17 protein-coding genes are annotated in these 19,200 nt (G+C 69.2%); 6 read left to right on the top strand and 11 right to left on the bottom strand.

Annotation, left to right across the window (positions count from 1 at the left end):
- Window positions 1-3: 3 nt before the first annotated feature.
- The gene (locus AB0H93_RS01270; RefSeq protein ID WP_358565541.1) at window positions 4-387 is read left to right on the top strand and encodes an inorganic pyrophosphatase; all 384 of its coding nucleotides are present in this window, start codon (window positions 4-6) and stop codon (window positions 385-387) included.
- Between the two features lie 6 nt (window positions 388-393).
- Here AB0H93_RS01270 and AB0H93_RS01265 read toward each other — a convergent pair whose 3' ends face one another.
- Both AB0H93_RS01265 and AB0H93_RS01260 read right to left on the bottom strand, forming a co-directional pair.
- Entirely contained in the window at window positions 394-1,179 is a 786-nt protein-coding gene (locus AB0H93_RS01265; protein ID WP_358565538.1) for an ion transporter, read from the bottom strand.
- 123 nt (window positions 1,180-1,302) lie between these two features.
- On the bottom strand, window positions 1,303-2,277 hold the full coding sequence (locus tag AB0H93_RS01260; protein ID WP_358565535.1) for a sporulation protein: 975 nt from the start codon (window positions 2,275-2,277) through the stop codon (window positions 1,303-1,305).
- A gap of 1,138 nt (window positions 2,278-3,415) precedes the next feature.
- On the opposite strand from AB0H93_RS01260, the gene AB0H93_RS01255 reads away from it, so the two are divergent.
- Both AB0H93_RS01255 and AB0H93_RS01250 read left to right on the top strand, forming a co-directional pair.
- Complete coding sequence (locus tag AB0H93_RS01255; RefSeq protein ID WP_358565532.1) at window positions 3,416-3,877, top strand: ribonuclease domain-containing protein; 462 nt, start codon at window positions 3,416-3,418, stop codon at window positions 3,875-3,877.
- A gap of 12 nt (window positions 3,878-3,889) precedes the next feature.
- Entirely contained in the window at window positions 3,890-4,459 is a 570-nt protein-coding gene (locus tag AB0H93_RS01250; RefSeq protein WP_358565529.1) for a barstar family protein, read from the top strand.
- Between the two features lie 304 nt (window positions 4,460-4,763).
- Here the strand turns inward: AB0H93_RS01250 and AB0H93_RS01245 are convergent, their stop codons facing one another.
- From AB0H93_RS01245 to AB0H93_RS01210, 8 genes are all read right to left on the bottom strand, one after another.
- Window positions 4,764-5,960, bottom strand: coding sequence for an FAD-dependent monooxygenase (locus AB0H93_RS01245; RefSeq protein WP_358565526.1), 1,197 nt, complete (start codon window positions 5,958-5,960; stop codon window positions 4,764-4,766).
- A gap of 238 nt (window positions 5,961-6,198) precedes the next feature.
- The gene (locus AB0H93_RS01240) at window positions 6,199-8,145 is read right to left on the bottom strand and encodes a cellulase family glycosylhydrolase (protein WP_358565523.1); all 1,947 of its coding nucleotides are present in this window, start codon (window positions 8,143-8,145) and stop codon (window positions 6,199-6,201) included.
- A gap of 34 nt (window positions 8,146-8,179) precedes the next feature.
- Complete coding sequence (locus tag AB0H93_RS01235; protein ID WP_358565520.1) at window positions 8,180-9,019, bottom strand: carbohydrate ABC transporter permease; 840 nt, start codon at window positions 9,017-9,019, stop codon at window positions 8,180-8,182.
- On the bottom strand, window positions 9,012-9,953 hold the full coding sequence (locus AB0H93_RS01230) for a sugar ABC transporter permease (protein WP_358565517.1): 942 nt from the start codon (window positions 9,951-9,953) through the stop codon (window positions 9,012-9,014). Before AB0H93_RS01230 ends, AB0H93_RS01235 begins: the two co-directional genes overlap by 8 nt.
- Window positions 9,950-11,311: a sugar ABC transporter substrate-binding protein gene (locus tag AB0H93_RS01225; protein ID WP_358565514.1), complete on the bottom strand. Its 1,362-nt coding sequence runs from the start codon at window positions 11,309-11,311 to the stop codon at window positions 9,950-9,952. Before AB0H93_RS01225 ends, AB0H93_RS01230 begins: the two co-directional genes overlap by 4 nt.
- A 68-nt stretch (window positions 11,312-11,379) precedes the next feature.
- Window positions 11,380-12,399 carry a LacI family DNA-binding transcriptional regulator gene (locus tag AB0H93_RS01220; RefSeq protein ID WP_358565511.1) on the bottom strand — a complete coding sequence of 340 codons (1,020 nt, stop codon included), beginning with the start codon at window positions 12,397-12,399 and terminating at the stop codon, window positions 11,380-11,382.
- Between the two features lie 137 nt (window positions 12,400-12,536).
- The gene (locus AB0H93_RS01215) at window positions 12,537-12,947 is read right to left on the bottom strand and encodes a hypothetical protein (protein WP_358565509.1); all 411 of its coding nucleotides are present in this window, start codon (window positions 12,945-12,947) and stop codon (window positions 12,537-12,539) included.
- Between the two features lie 93 nt (window positions 12,948-13,040).
- Window positions 13,041-13,634 carry a TetR/AcrR family transcriptional regulator gene (locus AB0H93_RS01210; RefSeq protein ID WP_358565506.1) on the bottom strand — a complete coding sequence of 198 codons (594 nt, stop codon included), beginning with the start codon at window positions 13,632-13,634 and terminating at the stop codon, window positions 13,041-13,043.
- Window positions 13,635-13,698: 64 nt separating this feature from the next.
- Here AB0H93_RS01210 and AB0H93_RS01205 point away from each other — a divergent pair, with 64 nt between their 5' ends.
- On the top strand, window positions 13,699-14,934 hold the full coding sequence (locus tag AB0H93_RS01205; RefSeq protein ID WP_358565503.1) for an FAD-dependent oxidoreductase: 1,236 nt from the start codon (window positions 13,699-13,701) through the stop codon (window positions 14,932-14,934).
- Between the two features lie 18 nt (window positions 14,935-14,952).
- Here AB0H93_RS01205 and AB0H93_RS01200 read toward each other — a convergent pair whose 3' ends face one another.
- The gene (locus tag AB0H93_RS01200) at window positions 14,953-16,179 is read right to left on the bottom strand and encodes an MFS transporter (RefSeq protein WP_358565500.1); all 1,227 of its coding nucleotides are present in this window, start codon (window positions 16,177-16,179) and stop codon (window positions 14,953-14,955) included.
- A 349-nt stretch (window positions 16,180-16,528) separates the two neighbouring features.
- Here AB0H93_RS01200 and AB0H93_RS01195 point away from each other — a divergent pair, with 349 nt between their 5' ends.
- Together AB0H93_RS01195 and AB0H93_RS01190 are read left to right on the top strand one after the other, a co-directional pair.
- On the top strand, window positions 16,529-17,350 hold the full coding sequence (locus tag AB0H93_RS01195; RefSeq protein ID WP_358565497.1) for an IclR family transcriptional regulator C-terminal domain-containing protein: 822 nt from the start codon (window positions 16,529-16,531) through the stop codon (window positions 17,348-17,350).
- Between the two features lie 319 nt (window positions 17,351-17,669).
- The gene (locus AB0H93_RS01190) at window positions 17,670-19,184 is read left to right on the top strand and encodes an acetyl-CoA hydrolase/transferase family protein (protein ID WP_358565494.1); all 1,515 of its coding nucleotides are present in this window, start codon (window positions 17,670-17,672) and stop codon (window positions 19,182-19,184) included.
- The last annotated feature ends 16 nt before the right edge of the window (window positions 19,185-19,200 follow it).

Raw genomic sequence — 19,200 nt, 5'->3', positions numbered from 1 at the left:
CCCATGAGAACCGACGCGCCGGACGGGGCGCATCCCGGATCGGCGGGATTCTTCGCCGCGCTGGCCGATCTCGTGCGGCATGGCGAGATCGTCGTCGACCGGCCGAGGGGACGCCCGCACCCGCGCATCCCGGACGTCGTCTACCCGCTGGACTACGGCTACCTAGCGGGAACCACCGGCGGTGACGGCGAAGGCATCGACGTCTTCGTCGGCTCGGCGGCGGGCGCGGGAGTGGCGGGCGTCCTGCTCACCGCGGACCTGGCCAAGCGGGACGCCGAGATCAAGGTGCTCGTCGACTGCTCGCCCGAGGAGGTCGGGATGGCCAGGGATTTCGTCAGCGGAGTCCTCGGCATCGGCGGTCATCTCGTCCGGCCGGGCGAGGCCTAGCCGGCGTCAGGATTCGGCCGGCGCGGCGCGGAGTTCCCGGACTTCGGCCCGGAGTTCGCGGATCTCGGCGAGCAGCTCGCGGACCGTTTCGCCGTCGTCCTCGCGTTCGCGGCCCACCTGCGATTCCATCGCGGACACGGCGACGGCGATGAAGAGGTTTAGGACGGTGAACGTGGTGATCGCGATGTAGCCGATGAAGAAGATCCAGGCCAGCGGTTCCTCGTCCATCACGGCGCGGGCGACCTCGGACCAGGCTTCCCCGGTCATCACCTGGAACAGGGTGAACAGCGAATCGCCGAGGTCGCCGAAGTAGTCCGGGGCGACCGCGCTGAACAGCTTGGTGGCGATCACCGCGCCCACGTAGAGGATCAGCACCAGCAGGGCGGCGATGGAGGCCATCCCCGGGACGGCGGTGAGCAGCGCGCTGACCACGCGGCGCATGCTGGGGATCACCGAGATCAGCCGCAGGGCGCGGAGGATGCGGAGCGCGCGCAGGACGCCGAAGGCACCGGTGGTGGGCAGCAGCGCGATGCCGACGATGACGGCGTCGAAGCAGTTCCACGGGTCGCGGAAGAACCGCCAGCCGTGGCCGTACAGGCGGGCGGCCAGTTCCACCGCGAACACCGCCAGCGCGGCCCGGTCCACCGCGTGGAGCAGCCAGCCGTGGCTGGCGACCAGGCCGGGGGAGGTCTCGCAGCCGAGCGTCACGGCGTTGACGAGGATGACCGCGATGACCACCCGCTGGGTGAGTGGCGCGTCGACCAGCTCGCGGACGCGTTCGCGCGTGCTCACCAAGGACTCCCGATCACGGCGGAGGCAACGATGTTGATCAATCTAACGGGTTGCCCCGACGGGAGTTGAGCCGACCGGCGCGCGGTGGGCGCCGGGAACGGATTCCCGGCGCCCACCGGAGGATCAGAACTCCTCTTCGTCGCCCTCGAAGACCTCTTCCAGCACCTCGCCCACGACCATGCCGCCGAGGATCCCGGCGCCGGCACCCAGCGCGGCACCCGCGACCATGCCGCCCATCCCGGATCCGCGCCGGTGGTGCTCGTCGTGGTAGCCGTGGTGCTCGTAGCCGTGGTGGTCGTGACCGGCCATCGGGTGGCCCGCGCCGCGGCGGTCGGCGACCTGCTCCAGCCAGCCGTGGATCCGCCCGGCCCAGTCGGTGCCGAGGGCTTCCTCGTGGGAGGCGTGGAAGCGGCCGAAGGCGTCCTGGCTCGGGGTGAAGAACCCGCCGCGCTTGTCGGCCTCCAGCACCACGTCCAGCCCGTGCGGGCCGGCGACGAAGGTCAGCTCGACCTCGTTGATCCGCCCCGCGAACTGCTGGGGCGGGTAGAACTCGATCTCCTGGAAGAACGGCAGTTCCTGGCGGACGCCGTGCAACCGGCCGTGCTCCAGGTCGGCGCTCTTGAAGTGGAAACCGAGCTGGGAGAACGCCTCCAGCACCTTCTCCTGCGCGGGCAGGGGTTCCACCGACACCGGGTCGAGGTCGCCCTTGTCGGCGACCTTGGCGATGGCCAGCTCGGTGCGCACGCCGAGCGTCATGCCGTGCAGGTGCTGCCCGTAGACGCTGGTGATCGGCGTTTCCCACGGCACCGGCAGCTGGAACGGGATGGTCTTGTTCTCGCCCTCGCGCAGCTCGAACCGGCCGGCCACCACGGCGCGGTGGAACTCCACGCCGGCATGCCCGTCGTGGCCGCCGTGTTCGGTTTCGACGCGCGTGACGAAGCCGAGCGCGACGTTCTCGACGGTGACGTCCTGATTCCCGCCGGTGATGCGGACCTCCCCGGCGAGGTTCTCGCCCGGGCGGACGTGCTGGTGGTGCAGCACGGTGTCCACCGACGGGCCGCCGACGCCGAGCGCGCCCAGGAGCTTCTTGAAGACCATTCTGCTAGCCCTTCCTCTATCTTTTCGCTGTCGATTCAGTTGCGGTGCGTGTGGTCGAACGGGTTGCGGGTGGTGCGGCTCCTCCAGCCGGATCGGAGACGCGGTCCGAAGGGGCCGCGCCCGCTCCGCGGCATTCCCGGAATGCCGCGGTGTCGTGCGGGAAGGGGAGGAAAGTGCCATCGGCCGGCCAGGGGAGGAGCGCCGGGGAATCTTCGGCTGCACGGCGCGAGAAACGTGCCGGGCTCGGGTCGAGGGCGACCGGAACGGGTGCCGGGCGGAGTCGTGGGCGGCGCCTGGCCGTGACGGGACTCCGCGGAGGAGGTGCTGTCCGCCGACGCGCGGCAGGCGGTTCGGTTCGGGCCGCCGACGTGCGGCGTCAGCGGCTCGGAGAGGTCCGCGCCCCTCGGCTCGCGAGGGGCGCGGCAGGTACTTCCAGGATCATCGCCCATGTCCGTAGCAACGGAGCAACAGGTGATCCGGTTCCGGACGAACGACACGAAGATCGTGATCAACACAACATCGCCCGTCCGCGATGCCTCGTTGAGAACACTTCCCGGTAGACGTCGCCTAGCTCCATCACCGAGCTGGCCTGCTTCCTCGGCGGGGATACAGTGAAACTCGACTCCACTCGCACCACCTGGCGGTGGAGATCGCCGATCCACACCTGGCGGGTGCACCAGTCAATACGGCCGAGTAGGTAGCGGACCTCCCCTACGATGGTGGGCGTGTGCTCCCGACTCCGGGGGCTTGCCGCCGCTCGTCTCTGATCCGCTCGGCGCTTCCGGCGAAGGTGGCCAGGGTCGACCGACAGGTCGCCGTCAACATCGTCATCACAGATGGCATGGGGCACCGCAGGGCATGCAATCGCGCCGACAATTCGCGGTGGCATGTGCCACCGCTTAGGAAGTAGTCGAACCACCCAGATGGCCTCATGCCCGGAGTCGGCGGACGTGGCCCCGCAGAACTGCACAACGTGCCCTGCGCCACACCTTATTGGCGGTATCGCACATCTGGTCTATTCCAATAAATTCTGCTCCGGACCACACGCGAGGGGCGTGTGGCGAGCAAAAAATGAAGGCTCGCTGACGGTGTCCTAGTGCCTTCATATGCCTGTTGTTACTTTTTGTCTGGGGTGTTGATGTCTATCAAAAGAATTTCGGTCGGCAACTCGCAAGTGGTTCGCCTGCTCGTTGCATGCGTCTCATTTTTGACTCTTCTCGTTGCGCCATTGTCGGCCCAGGCTGCAGAAGGTGATTCGTCGCGCCCGTGCGCGGTCGATCCGCGCACGGGAACGCAGCTCAACATTCCGCAAGCGGCCTGGGACATGCTTTCCTACTTGCAAAGTCACAACTTCACGCCTCCCCCAGGGATCAAAGGTGGTGCGATCTATCGCAACGCCGACGGCAAGCTGCCCGCCCTCCCTCCGCCGTATGAATATCGGGAGTACGACATCTATCCGGCCGGCCCTAACGGGCGTGGTCCCGAGCGGATCGTGACCGACGCAGCCTTGGAAACTATCAACTACGACTGGTATAGTCCTGATCACTATCAGACGTTCATGCCGTTCATTAAGGGCAGGTGCGCCACAACTAGCAGCTAGGCTGGTCGACGAGTGATCAACGATCTCAATTGGGATGCGATCCTCGCCCCGGGGGTGCAAGCACCCCCGGGGCGAGGGCGCTCCGCAATGCACTGGGCTCATTTTGTTACTCTTCCCAATGTTCAGTTCACTGCAGCATTGGAGCGTCTCTCTCATCAACCGCCAGCGGATGGCGCACATCTTGCGGTTATCGATGGCAGTAAATGCCAGTCAGATAGGGAACTGTTTGACGAATTTGCTCGCCAACTTGAATTCCCATCCTACTTTGGCTACAACTGGGGGGCGTTCGATGAATGCCTATCTGATCTGCTGGTACTTGACGACGGAGGATTGGGCGCAGCGTTCGGCGATCGAGCAGGTGTTGCGGCTTCGACATTGCTAATTGCCATAAAATGCACCAAAGCTGTGCTGGTGCGCGAAAATAGGCACGAATTCGGGAAGTTTATTTCCGCGTTGCAGGCTGCGGCGAACGGTGAGCTGTTCAAATATGTACGACCAAGACCGAGAGTGGCCCGACTAAGGGTAGTGCTCCACTCGGACGATCAAGAATTCGGCCACTTCAATGAAATGGTTGCCGAGTAGTCGACTTCGATCGGTTTCGTGACTCAAATATGGCGTCTTCGTCCCGCGCGTTCGTATTGGTTGTGTTCGCGCGAGTTGTCGGTGCCGCCACGGCGATCGGCAGTTCGGCGTCGAGCAGACGGGCCGACGAGCGTCACCCCCCAGGCCGTGGCAGTCGATCGGGCTGCCGCCAAGGGAGCTGTGCGACGGGCCCGTGATGACGACCAGTGGTCCAGCGGCCGGCGCCGTGGGTAACTCGGGCCAACCCTGTCCAGTCAGGGACAGGTCGACGCCCGCGAAGTGGTCATGGCTGGTGCCTTCTGCCTCAGCGGCGCAGCGACTCGCCGCGCTTGCGCGCCCGAGCCCACCGCAAGCCGTTGCCGAACAGCCGTTGGGTCTTGCGCGCCACCCGGTGCTGCGTCAGCAGGTACTGCTGGTAGTGCCACGGCGGCTGCAAGCTGTTCCGGTTGCACATCGCGTAGCAGAACTCCACGGCGTTGCGGTCGGTGTAGCGGTCGGTGTTCTCGAACCACGCCATGCTGGTGCGTGCCGAAGCCTGCGCCATGCGCATCATGGCGTGGCCCTCCTCGTCGAACTCCTTGAGCGCCATGGACGTTTGCTCGCGCTCCAGCAGTTTCTGCGCGAGCATCACCGCGTCGGTCATGGCCAGCCTGGTCCCGGAGCCGAGCGTGAAGTGCGTGGTGTGCGCGGCATCGCCGATCAGCACCATGTTCTCGTGGCGCCAGGTCTGGTTGTAGACCTGGGTGAAGTGCTGCCACGAGGCCGGCCTTCCCCGGGCGGCGCTGATCAGCGAGTGCCCGGCCAGCGGCTGGTCGAAGATGTCCTCCAGCAACCGCATGCTCTCGTCGTCGCTGAGCCGGTCGAACCCCAGTCGTTGCCAGGTGGTGTCCTGGCATTCGACGATGAAGGTGCTGATGCCGGCGCTGGAGGGGTAGGCGTGGAACCAGATCCAGCCCTCGGGTGTCTCTTCGAAGTCGAAGGTGAACATGTCGAACACCCGGTCCGTGCCCAGCCAGATGTAGGGGTTGCGGCCCTGGTCGACCTGGGTGCCGAACTCCTCGGCGTAGCGCTGCCGGGTGCGGCTGTTCGCGCCGTCGGCGACCACGATCAGGTCGGCGTCGGCGAACTCCGACAGGTCATCCGCCGCGTGCTCGTACTGGACGTCCACGTCGAGGTCGGTGGCGCGCTGGGCGAGTATTTCCAGCAGTGGCGCGCGGTTCACGCTGTACCCGTATCCGCCCATGTAGGCGTGTTCGGTGCCGTGCAGCGAGACGACCTGCTCCCGCCACAGCGTCGAGGCGGCGCGGATCTGCTCCGCGCTCTCCCGGTCGTTGCGGTACAGCGTGTCCAGCAGGTCGTCCCAGTACACGACGCCCCAGCCGTAGGTGGCGCCCGGCGGATCCCGTTCGATCACGGTGATGTCGTGCCCGGCGTCCCTGAGCTTCGCCGAGATGGCCAGGTAGAGGCCGGCCGGCCCGGCCCCGATGCACACGATCTTCATGACGTCTCCACACGAGCAGCGGGATGAGTGGTGACCGCGGAATGCTCGTGAGCGCCACGAGCGATCGGTGTCCGCATGGGTCGGTACGACCCCGTTGTACACCGGTGGGACGCCGGTCGCATGCGCGCCGCCGCCTGCCCGCTACCGGAGCTGCGGGACAAGGGACTTTCGCCCCGACATGCACCTACCGCGAGCCTTCCGGGCCGCCGCAGCAGCCCGGAAGGCGCACGGCCCGGCGTTACCGCTCCGCGCGCAGCTCGACGACCCGCACGCCGTAGGCGGGGAGCGTGACCTTGGAAAGGAATTCACCGGTCTTGGTGTCGTGCAAGGAAGAACCGTCCGCCCGCGGCGTTGTCGTGACCTCCTGGCCGTGCTGGCTGACGAGCCAGGCGAACCGGCGCCCGTCCTCGTGCCGGAGCTCGTCCGCGAACACCCGCGGATCGTCGACCGCGATCGGCCGCTCGACGCCGGCGATCTCGGCCAGCGCCGCGTAAAGCCGGTGCGTGTCCTCCGGGTTGACGCGCGCGTTCCGCGCCGCGAAGTGCTCGATCGGATAGGTGCACAGCACGGTCTCGCCCCGCCCGCTGCGGTGGCGCAGCAGGGCCGGCCTGCCGTGCGCGTCGGTGGCCACCACCGTCGCTCCGCGCGGGTGGACTGGGAGGTACGCCCGGCTGTGCTCGTTGCCGCCGACCCGGAAGCGCAGCACCTCGCCTTCGGCGATGCCGCCGAAGTCCTCGGCGAAGGTGAACTCGACGACCTCGTCGGCCACCTCGTCGACCACGCCGTAGGTCATCTCCTTCGCGACGCCGAAGGTCTCGTCCAGGTAGGGGATCCACGGCTGCCGGTGGTGCCCGACCTCGCCGGCGGTGTAGGACAGGTACAGCACCGCGCCCTGCGCCACCCGCTCGCGCAGCCGCTGCCAGGTCGGCCCCTGGATCTGCTTGGTGCACGGAAGCAGGTACAGCGAGCAGCCCGGGTCGATGCCGTCGCGTTCCCTGGTGAACCCGACGGGCAGGTCGGCCTCCCGCGCGGCCACGTACGCCTGCTGCAGCGAGCTGAAGACGAGCGGCCGGTCGTCGTCCTGGCTGAACGGGTAGCCGCGCTCCAGGTACTCGGTCACCACCAGCGCTGCCTGCGCATCGGTGCGCTCACACCGGGCGAAGTCCACAGTGGATAGCACGTCGGCGAAGGCGGCCAGCTCGTGCAGCGGCGGCTTCGGGTTCCCGGCGCCGTCGGTGATGCCGAAGTGCATTTCGAAGGGGTGGTGCGAGTACGGGCCCTGCTCGATGAGGTCGTCGTAGTCGGTGTTGTTCCACGCCACCCAGCCGGTCGATCCGGCGAGCAGCGAATTGTGCAGCGTCTGCCGGTAGTAGTGCGCGGCGTGCTCCGGTGACACCTGGTCGCTGGAGAGGCCGAACTCCTCCAGTACCACCGGCTTGCCGCCCACCGCGGCGAGTTCGCAGATGAACGCCGCGCCGAGGTGCTGGCGCACCGGGTCGCTGTCGATCCGGTACACATGCGGGCCGACGAAGTCCACCAGCGCACCGGTCTCGCGGACCGAGAACCCGTTGTCCGTGCCGGTGACCTCGATGCCCCACGCGCCGTCTCCCAGCGACACGGGCTGGTGCCCGCCGCCGGCCCGCACCGCCTGCACCATCAGCTGCGCCCAGCTGGTGACCTGCTCGGTCGGCGCCTTCGGCTCGTGCCGCAAGCGGCCGTAGATCGGCATCTCGTTGCTGATCAGCCAGCCCGCGACGGCCGGGTGCGCGGCGAAGCGCTCGGTCATCCGCTGCACGAACCACGCCTGCCGGGACACCAGCCAGACGTCGGCGTAGAGGTCGCGGCCGTCCCGCCACCCCGGATCCCAGTTGTCGCCGGACATGTGCCCCACGATGAAGGTCGGGATCGACGACATGCCGATCTCCCGGTGCGCGTCCAGGAAGTCGGCGAAGTGCTCGACCTTCGCCGCGTCGACGCTGTCCGGGGTCGGCATGAAGTCGGGCCAGTAGAAGAAGGAACGCGTCTGCCGCAGGCCGTGCTCCTGGAGCACCCGAAGCTCCTCGCGCACGACCCGCGGCGAGTAGTTGCGCCACATCAGCGGCCCGCCGGTGCGCGACCAGAAGTTCGCGCCGAGCCACACGGCCGGTTCCCCGGCCACGGTCACCTTGGCGGAGTTGCGTCGCATCGATCGCCCTTTCTCGGCTGGTGGATCCAACAGGTCACTTGACCGCGCCCGCGGTCAACCCCTGGGCCAGGTAGCGCTGGAGCAGCAGGAACCCGATGACCACCGGGATGCTGACGACCAGCGACGCCGCCATCACCTCGTTCCAGTACACCGAGGTCTGCGTGGCGTACTCGCGCAGCCCGACCGCGAGCGTGTGCGAACCCGAGTCGGTCATGATCGAGGCGAACAGCGTCTCGCCCCACGCCGTCATGAACGCGTAGATCGTGACCGCGGCGATCCCCGGCCGCGCGGCGGGCAGCACCACCCTGAGCAGGGCGCTCACCGGGCTCGCGCCGTCGATCAGCGCCGCCTCGTCGAGGTCCTTCGGGATGGAGTCGAAGTAGCCGACCAGCATCCAGATCGCGAACGGCAGCGAGAACGTCAGGTAGGTGATGATCAGGCCGAGGTGGCTGCCGTGCAGGGCGATGCCGGTCAGCCGGCCGATCGTGGCGTAGATCAGGTACAGCGGCAGCAGGAACAGGATGCCGGGGAACATCTGGGTGGACAGCACGACGATGCGGAACGCGTTGCGGCCGCGGAAGCGGAACCGGCTGATCGCGTACGCGGCGAACACGGCGATGGTCACCGACAGCGCCGCGGCGCCCAGGGCCACCACGGTGCTGTTCACGAAGTAGTCGGCCAGCGAGATCGTCGACCACATGTCCACGAACGGCTGGAACGTGATGTTCACCGGCAGCCACCGGAACCGGTCCTGCACGTCGCCGAGCGGCTTCACCGCCGAGGTCACCATGACGTACAGCGGCAGCGCGGTGAACAGCACCAGGAAAGTCAGCCCGCCCACCCGCAGGAGGCGGAACCACCGCGGCTCAGACATCTTTCAACCTCCGCGAGGTGAAGGCCAGGTAGCCCGCGGTCACCAGCAGCAGGAACAGCAGCAGGAGCGCGGACATCGCCGAGCCCAGGCCGAAGTTCCAGGTGAGGAACGAGCTTCCGTAGATGTGGATGGACAGCAGGTTGGCCGCGCCCGGCACCGATTTGTCGAACAGGATGTAGGGCACGTTGAAGTCGTTGAAGGTCCACAGGAACAGCACCAGCACCAGGACCTGGTTCACCGGCCGCAGCATCGGCACGGTGATGGACCGGAACTGCTGCCAGATCCCCGCACCGTCCACCGTGGCCTGCTCGTAGACGTCGGCCGGGATGGACTGCATCCCGGCCATCAGGACGAGGAACGCGAACGGCCACAGCCGCCAGACCGAGGTGACGACGATGCTGCCGAAGGCGTTGTCGCCCAGCAACCAGAAGGTGCCGCCCGCGCCGGCCCCGAGGTCGTCCAGCACGGTGTTGACCATGCCGTCGCTGCGGTCGAGCATGAACTTCCAGATCATGACCGCGGTGTAGACCGGCAGCGCGTACGGCACCAGGAACAGCGTGCGCAGCACGGCGCGGCCGGGGAAGCTGCGCTGGAGCAGCGTCGCCGCGAAGAGACCGAGCGTCCAGGACAGCCCGACGGTCAGGATCGCGTAGGCCAGCGTGACCGCGAAGGAGCGCAGGAGCTCCGCGCCCGCCGCGCCGTCGAGGTCCAGCGCGAAGCCGAAGTTGCCCAGGCCCGCGAACGGCGCGCGCACCCAGTCCCGCAGGTGGAACTGGGTCAGTTCGAGCAGGCTCATCCACAGGCCGCCGAGCATCGGCACCAGGTGCACCAGCAGCTCGAAGGCCAGCGCGGGCGCGATCAGCAGGTAGGGGAGCGCGCGCCGGCTCGGCGTCCACCCGCGACGCCGGGCCGGAATCGGTGTGGTGGCCGTCATCCTCCGGTCCCCCGCATCTTCTGCTCCGCCTCGGCCAGCGCCTCGCGCACGTCCTCCGCGCCGGGTGGTCGTCCGGTGGCGGTGGCCGCGAAGAGGTCGCGCATCGCCGCGCCGACCGTCGTTTCGAAGTGGGCCTCGTTGGGGATCATCGGCACGGTTTCCGAGCCGCCGGCCAGCACTTCGCTGAACACCTGGTTCTTGGGCGTGTGGAAGGCCGGATCGGCGTAGGCGTCCTCGACCACCGGCAGCGTGCCGTACTTCTCGTTCAGCGACGCCTGGACCTCCTTGCTGGTGAGGAATTCGACCAGCTTGAGGGCCTGCTCCCGCCGTGGGCTGTCGGCGAACACCGCGACGTTCGAGCCCGCGACGTGGCTGCGCACGGCCCGGCCGCCGGGCGGCAGGGGATCGGGCACCGGCATCGGCACGACGCCGTAGTCCGCCTCGGCCATCCCGTTGTCGTGCAGCGTGGGGATGACGCTGTTCTGCGCGATCAGCATCGCGGCGTCACCGTCCACGAAATCCGCTGCCGCGCCGGAGGAATTGCCCTCCTCGGCGTCGTCGGGATCCACCACGCCGGCCGAGGCCATCAGGTCGATGTAGCGCTGCACCGCGGCGACAGCCTCCGGCGAGGCGAACGACGGGCTGCCGCGCTCGTCGATGAGGTGCGTGCCCTCCTGGCGGCCGAACATGAACGCGAAGTGCGCGTTCTCGGTGTAGCTGGCGCCGGGGACGGTGAGCCCCCAGCGGCCGCGCGCCGGGTCGGTGAGCCGCTCCGCGGTGTCGATGAACTCCCGCCAGTCCTTCGGCGGCTCGGTGATGCCGGCCTCGGCGAACAGCTTCTTGTTGTAGAACAGGCCGTAGGACAGCCCGTACAGCGGCAGCGAAGCCGGCGGTTGCCCGGGCATCCCGGTGGAGCTCATGCTGCTGTCGAGGAACCGGTCCCGGCCGCCGAAGCGGTTCATCAGCGCGTCGTCGAAGGGCACGAACGCGCCGGTCGCCTGCAGGGACGCGGCCCAGGTGTTGCCGAGGTTCACCACGTCCGGGCCAACGCCGGAGGTCGCCGCGCCGAGGATCCGGTTGAGCAGGTCGGACCAGCCGATCACCTCCAGCTTGACCTCGATGCCGGTCCGGGCGGTGAACTCGGCGAGCTCTTCGCCGAGGATTTCCCGGTCCTGCGCGGCGTTCTTGCCCTGGTTGCTCGCCCAGTAGGTGATCGTGTTGTCGTCGTCGGCCGGTGCCGCGCAGCCGGTCAGCGCGCCGGCGAGCAATGCCGCGACCAGGGGCACCGCCAGGAGTGAGCGCTTGAGCACGAAAGCCTCCTCGGCTTCGTCGGGCCCGTCGTTGGACCCCTGGCTCAAGCTAGGGACTTAACCGGTTAATCAGAAGGGCCGATCGGTGGCGTGATCATTTCGTTACCGTTGACCGCTCAGTTGCCGGGAGCGGTCGCGGTGCTCCCGCGCGGCACCAGCGTCCGCGGCGACAGCTCGCCGTCGTCGGCCGAACCGGTCTCGATCACTTCCAGCAGCATGCGCGCGGCGGTGGCGGAATCCACGACGACGCTGTGCGCGAACGCGGTGATGGCGGGGCGAACCACCTGGCACAACATCGAGTCGTCCCACGCCAGCACCGAGAGATCGGCCGGAACCCGCACGCCCAGCTCCTCGGCGTGCACCACTGCCGCGACCGCCATCACGTCGTTGTCGTAGATGACCGCCGTCGGGGGATTCGGTGCTGAGAGCAGGCGGCGCGTGGCGCGAACCCCGCCCTCCTCGGTGTAGTCGCCGGGCGCGTGGTGCACCGAGAGGCCCGGCGTTTCGCCCACGGCTCGGCGCAGCGCGTCCGCCCGCCGAACGGTGTGCTGGAGATCGGGCGGCCCCTGCACGTGCCCGATCCGGCGGTGACCGAGCTCCACGAGGTGCGTGATCGCGCTGCGGATGGCCTCGTCCTCGTCGGCCCGCAGGACCGGGATCCCCGGCATCGGCCCCGCGGTGCCGAAGAACACCGCCGGCGTCCCCAGTTCGCGCAGCAGTTCCGGGCGCGGGTCGGAGACCCGGAGGTCGGTCAGCACCACGCCGTCGACCCGCCGCTCCGCCCACCAGCGCCGGTAGGTGTCCAGCTCGGTGCCGGTGTCCGCCGCGAGCGCGAGCTGAAGCGAAAACCCGTCCGCCGAAAGGGTTTGCTCCAGGCCGGCCAGCATCTGCATGAAGAACGGCTCGGTGCGCAGCACCTCCGGGGATCGGGCGAGCACGATGCCGACGTTCGCCGCCCGGTCGTTGGACAGGGCGCGCGCCGCGCTGCTGGCCCGCCAGCCCATCGCCGTCGCGACGTCGAGGATGCGCTCCCGGGTCTGTGGCGAGACCCCGGCGCGCCCGTTGAGCGCGTAGGAGACGGCGGCCTTCGAAACCCCGACCTCCCGGGCGATGTCGATGATCGTCGGCCGCTTCACCCGGCGCTCCTTCCCGGCCCGCGCCGGAGAACACCGGGGCGGCGCGACGTCCCGGAGCGCAGCGTACTCGACGCACCTGGCCGGGCGGCCGCGATGGGCGCGCGGCGATCCACTGTGGAACGCCGGGATCCGCCCGGCTACCGGTGGCCGGCCTCCCGGCCGTGGGCGGCCAGCGCGTAGATCACGACCACGTCGAGCACGATCACCACCGCCGACCACAGCGGATAGGCCATGAAGAAGGCGATGTTGGTCAGGATGCTGATCACCGCCATGGCGATGGCCACGGCACGCGCCCAGGTGCGACCGCCGAACAGCCCGACCCCGGTGGCGGCGAGCACGACACCGGTGATCAGGAAGCTCCAGCCGACCCCGGCGTAGCTGATCTGCACCGCCGATCCGGCCGGCGTCACGTACGTCGTGCCGGAGCGGGAGAATGCGATCGCCCCGTTGATCACCTGGACGATGCCGGTCAGCAGCAGGATGGTGGCGGCGAAGTACACCCATCCCACCCAACCGGTGTGCATGCGTCGTGCTCCGTGCGTGGTCATCGCCGCCTCCTCCGCTCGCCCTGCCTGGGACTCACCGTGCGGGAGGCGGAACTGTCTGATCCAGAGGCCAAAGACCCCGGCTCGCAGCGCCGTTCACCGGCGGCCGCGCAGCGCGATCTCCGCGGCCCGCAGGACGGCGTCGGTGGTCGGTTCCCGGTCGGGGCCGGAGTGCATGGCCGCGTCGATCGCGCCGATCAGGGCCCCGGTCAGCGCCGCGGCCTGCAGCGCGTCGAGCTCCGCGGGATAGGCCTCGTGGAGGGCGTGCGCGAGCCGTTGTTGCAGGGATGCGTTGCGGAGCAAGGCGCCCGCGCGCAAGGCCGGGACGGTGGCGATCAGCCGGGCCCGGATCCGGGTCAGCTCGTGGTCGAAGGGAAAGCTCCAGGCGTCGGCGGTGCTGAGCTGGTGGATCGTGCGCAGCAGCAGGTCTTCCGGCTGCTCGTCGGCGGCGCGACCGGCGAAGGCCTCCTGGAGCAGGTCGTCGTAGAGACCGTCGTCGGCGAAGACGACCTCGTCCTTGGCCGAGAAGTAGTTGAAGAACGTCGCGGGCGACACCTCGGCGGCCGCCGCGATCTCGGCGACGGTCGTGCTGTCGTAGCCCTTCTCATCGAACAGTCGGATGGCCGCCTCGATCAGGGCCTGCTTGGTGCGCCGCTTCTTCCGCTCCCGCAGCCCGGGCCGGTCACTCATGGTCGCCAATCCTACACGAGATCTAAAATTAGAGAGACTCTAAGTTTCTGCTAGCGTGGTCGCCATGACAGATCGAACGCAGTGCTGCATCGTCGGCGGCGGCCCGGCGGGGATGATGCTGGGCCTGCTGCTCGCGCGTGCCGGCGTGGCGGTGACGGTGCTGGAGAAGCACCAGGACTTCCTGCGGGATTTCCGCGGCGACACCGTGCATCCATCCACGCTGCGGCTGCTCGACGAGCTCGGTCTGGGCGAGCGGTTCGCCGAGCTGCCGGCCGGGAAGCTGGCGAAGATGCGCATCCAGATCGGCTCGAAGACGGTGGTCATGGCCGACTTCGGGCGGCTCCGCGAGCCGTACCGGCACATCGCGATGGTGCCGCAGTGGGACTTCCTCGACCTGCTGGCCACCGCGGCCGCCGAGGAGCCGTCGTTCACGCTGCGCATGTGCAGCGCCGTGACGGGTCTGCGCAAGGACGGCGCCGGTCGAACCACAGGCGTGCACTACCGCGACGCCGACGGCGCGGAGCGCGAACTCGCTGCGCCGCTGACCGTCGGTTGCGACGGCCGCTGGTCGGTGGTGCGCCGGGAGGCCGGGCTGCGGCCGATCTCCTACGACGTGCCGATGGACGTGTGGCAGATCCGGGTGCCCAAGGTCGGCGGCGACGCGGACGGCGAGGTGTTCGGCCACTTCGGCGGCGGGCAGGTCTCGGTCACCATGGACCGCGGCGACTACTTCCAGACGTCTTACCTGATCGGGAAGGGTCGGAACGAGGCCCTGCGCGCGCAGGACATCGCGGTGTTCAGGGCGCGGCTGGCCGACCTGTTCGGCTGGCCGGAAGCCCGGCTGGAGTCGGTGCGCTCGTGGGACGACGTGAAGCTGCTGCGGGTGGAGATGAACCGGCTTCGCCGCTGGTACGGCGACGGCGTGCTGTGCATCGGCGACGCCGCGCACACGATGTCGCCGGTCGGCGGCGTCGGCGTCAACCTCGCCGTGCAGGACGCCGTCGCGGCGGCCCGGGTGCTGGTGGAACCGCTTCGGCACGGCCGGGTTCCCGCCGCTGCGTTCGCGAAGATCCAGCGCCGCCGGTGGCTGCCGATGGCGGTGGCGCAGCAGTCGCAGCGCGGCGAGCACGAGATGCTGCTGCGGCCGGCGCTCGACGGCACGCTCGACGAGAACAAGCTGCCGCTGATGCTGCGCGCCCTGCAACGCGCGCCGTTCCTGCGCGGTGTGACCGCCTACATCGGCGGAATGGGGGTCCTCCCCGAACACGCGCCCATGTTCGCGCGCAGGGCGGCGGCCTGATCTGTCCTCAGTGGAGGATCAGGCCGCGACCAGCTCGCGTTCCGTCCGCATGGCCGGGATTTCTGCGGCTTCTGCCGGGGTGACCGCCGCGCGCTCGCTGTTGCGCTCCAAGGTTCCGGAGAACGCGGCGAGCGCGAGGCCGATCACCGAAAGCGCCGAGCCGACCAGGTTCGGTGACAGCAGCCCGAGGCCGTGGGCGATCGCCAGGCCACCGGCGTAGGCGCCGATGGAGTTCGCGACGTTGAAGGCGGACTGCAGCGCCGCCGACACGAGCGCCGGAGCCCCGCCGGCCTTGTCCATCACCACGGCCTGCATGATCGGCGCGACCATGAAGCCGAGGGCGCCGATCACGAAGACCGTCACCGCGGCGGCCAGCTTGTCGCCGGAGGTGATCGTGAACGCGCCGAGCACCACGGCCAGCCCGATCAGCACGGCGTACAGGCCGGGCATCAGAGCCTTGTCGGCGACCCGGCCGCCCAGGAAGTTGCCCAGCGTCATGCCGAGCCCGGCCAGCACCAGCAGGCCCGTCACGCCGGTCGGGGAGTACCCGGACACGTCGGTGAGGATCGGGGTCAGGTAGCTCAGGCAGGCGAACGTGCCGCCGAGGCCGAAGGTCACGATCGCCAGCGCCAGCCACACCTGCGGCAGGCGGAACGCGGCGAGCTGCCCGCGCACCGAGGCCTCGGAGGGCGCGGGGCGGCCCTGGGCGGGCACCAGCCGGACGATGGCGGCGACGGCGACGAGACCGATGGCGGCGACCACGGCGAACGTGGCGCGCCAGCCGAACTGCTGGCCCAGCAGCGTGCCGAGCGGCACGCCGACGACGTTGGCCAGCGTGAGGCCCATGAACATCATCGAGACCGCCTTGGCACGGTTGCCGGGCCCGGCGAGGCTGGTCGCCACGACGGCGCCGGCGCCGAAGAACGCGCCGTGCGGCAGGCCGGCCAGGAACCGGAACGCCGTGCCGATCTCCGCGCTCGGGGACAGCGCGAAGAGCAGGTTGCCGACCGTGAAGAGGCTCATCGTGCCGACGAGCATGGCTTTGCGGGGCAGCCGCGCGCCCAGGATCGTCAGAGCCGGGGCGCCGATCACCACGCCGAGCGCATAACCCGTGATCAGATTGCCGGCGGTCGGGATCGACACGCCGAGGTCGGCGGCCGCCTGGGGCAGCACGCCCATCATGACGAACTCGGTCGTGCCGATGCCGAAGGCGCCGATGGCCAGTGCGAGCAGCGCGATGGGCACAGTTGTCCTCTCGGGGGAGCGGGGATCGGGGGAGCGCGGCGGGTCGTGATGGCCGCTGCCGGGACGCGGTGGACTTCTGTATCGATACAGAAGAAGTACGCGAAGAAGTCCGGCCCAAATGCTGGCCGCGTCACCGTCGGTTGTTCGGTGTCCAGTTTCGGGGTCTGGCGGCGGTCCTGTCCACCTCGTGGGCCGTGAAACGAGACACGGTGCGTAGTGGACGAATCAGTGTTGTCACTCAATAGAGTGAGGGCGACGCTAGGCCGCGTCGACAGATGTCCTTTGTGGACCGAGATGTTCGCGGCGCAGAATCGGGCGGGACATCCAGCCGGGAGGAACGGGAGGCGGCGTGCCGGAGGAACGTGGTGGGCACTTCGTCCGCTCGGTCGAGCGGACCCTGTCGGTGCTGCGGGCGTTCTCGCCCGGGCGGGCCGAGCTGACGCTGACCGAGGTGGCGCAGGCCAGCGGCCTGGACCGGGCCGGGGCCCGGCGGATCCTGCTGACGCTGGTCGACCTCGGCTACGTCCGCCACGACGAGCGGCACTTCGCGCTGACGCCGCAGGTCCTGGAGTTCGGCTACGCCTACCTGTCCAGCCGGTCGCTGCCGCAGATCGCCGAGCCGCACCTGCGCCGGCTCACCCGGGAACTGCGGGAGATGACCGCGGTGGCCGTGCTCGAAGGCGATGAGATCTGCTACATCGCGCAGGTGCCGAGCCCGAAGCTGCTGTCCGTGGCGATCCCGGTCGGCACCCGCTTCCCCGCGCACGCCACGTCGATGGGCAAGGTGCTGCTGGCCGGAATGCCGCCGGAGCGGTTGGAGGCGCGGCTGCGCTCGACGGACCTGGCGGCGCTCACGCCGCACACCATCACCACCCGCGAAGGCCTGCTCGCGGATCTCGTGAGGGTGCGGAAGCAGGGCTTCGTGATCTCCGACAGCGAACTGGAGGAGGGCCTGCGCGGTGTCGCCGCGCCGATCCGCGACGCCGACGGGAAGGTGTTCGCGGCGGTCAACGTCTCGCTGGACGCGCACAGCGCGTCGGAGGACAGCGTGCGGCGCGAGATCGTGCCCCTGCTGGTGGCGACGGCAGCCCGGATCGAAGCGGACCTGCGGCTGAAGCCACCGGCGAGCCGTCCTGGAGCGCCCGGCCGCGTGCCGCCACCAGGAGTGTGATGCGGCGCCGAGCGGTGCTGGCGATTTCGCGCGAAATCGGCGCGGCCTCCGTTGTTCGCTGGACGACCGCTGGTGTCGCCGTGCGAACGAGCCGCCGACGACTTCCCGCGCACCGGCGTTGCGCCGATTTGCCTTGCCCACCAGTGAAAACGCCGGGATTCGACGCAGCTCTGCGGGTCCTCGCGGCCGTGGTGCCCTGCGTCACGGCTATTTTCCGCTGCGCTCCGTGCTTAGGATCCCCGTCACATCAGGCCACCCTGGCGGCGTTCGGCGAATCGCGGGTGGCGCCTTCGACCTCGATGGAGCGGGAGGGGCGGACATGACCCGCAGGGTTCGGAACCGGCAGCTGGCGGCGAAGATCGTCGACGCCGAGGAGGCAGCCGGGCTGATCGGGACCGGCGACAACGTGGGCATGAGCGGCTTCACCGGCGCCGGATATCCGAAGGAGGTGCCGGGCGCGCTGGCCAAGCGGGTCGCCGCGGCCCGCGCGGAGGGGGAGCCGATGAAGGTCGGCCTGTGGACCGGCGCGTCCACCGCCCCGGAGCTCGACGGCGCGCTCGCCGAGGTGGAGGGCATCGACCTGCGGCTGCCGTACCAGTCCGACCCGGTCACCCGCGAGAAGATCAACTCCGGCCGGATGGACTACACCGACATCCACCTCTCGCACGTCGCGCAGCGCGTGTGGCAGGGCGTCTTCGGCGAACTGGACGTCGCCGTCGTGGAGGTCAGCGGCATCACCGAGGACGGCCGCCTGATCCCGTCCTCGTCGGTGGGCAACAACAAGACCTGGCTGGAGCGGGCCGACCGGGTCATCCTCGAGGTCAACTCGTGGCAGAGCGAGCACCTGGAAGGGATGCACGACATCTACTACGGGACGGCGCTGCCGCCGCGGCGCAAGCCCGTCCCGATCACGCATCCCGCCGACCGGATCGGCGTGCCGTACCTGGAATGCCCGGCGGACAAGGTGATCGCGGTGGTCGAGACCGAATCGCCCGACCGCAACACGGTTTTCACGCCGCCGGACGAGACGTCCGGGCGGATCGCCGGGCACGTGCTGGACTTCCTGGACCTGGAGGTGCGGTCCGGCCGGCTGCCGCGGGACCTGCTCCCGCTGCAGTCCGGGGTGGGCAACGTGGCGAACGCCGTCCTCGCCGGGCTGCAGGCGGGCCCGTTCGACGGGCTGACCGCCTACACCGAGGTGATCCAGGACGGCATGCTGCAGCTGATCGAGTCGGGAAAGCTCCGGATGGCGTCCGCGACCGCGTTCTCGCTGAGCCCGGCGGCGGTGGACCGCTTCAACCGCGACGCCGCCGCCTACCGCGACAAGATCGTGCTGCGGCCGCAGGAGATCAGCAACCATCCGGAGGTCGTGCGCCGGCTCGGCTGCCTGGCGATGAACGGCATCGTGGAGGCCGACATCTACGGCAACATCAACTCGACGCACCTGATGGGCAGCCGGATCCAGAACGGCATCGGCGGCTCGGGGGACTTCGCGCGCAACGCCTACGTTTCGATCTTCGTGACGCCGTCGGTGGCCAAGGGCGGCGCCGTGTCCTCGATCGTGCCGATGGTCTCGCACGTGGACCACACCGAGCACGACGTCGACGTGATCGTGACCGAGCAGGGCCTGGCGGATCTGCGCGGCCTCTCGCCCCGCAGGCGCGCGGAGCTGATCATCGAGCGGTGCGCGCACCCCGATTTCCGCCCGGCGCTGCGGGATTACTTCGACCGCGCCCTGGAATCGTCGTTCGGCCGCCACACCCCGCACCTCCTCGGCGAGGCCCTGTCCTGGCACCAGCGCTACCTCGACGAAGGCACCATGCGCCCGGCCTAGCGGCCGGCGGCGGAAC

The sequence above is a fragment of the Saccharopolyspora sp. NPDC050642 genome (assembly GCF_040654735.1).
GTDB classification, from domain to species: domain Bacteria; phylum Actinomycetota; class Actinomycetes; order Mycobacteriales; family Pseudonocardiaceae; genus Saccharopolyspora; species Saccharopolyspora elongata.
This window is presented reverse-complemented; position numbering and strand designations above follow the sequence as displayed.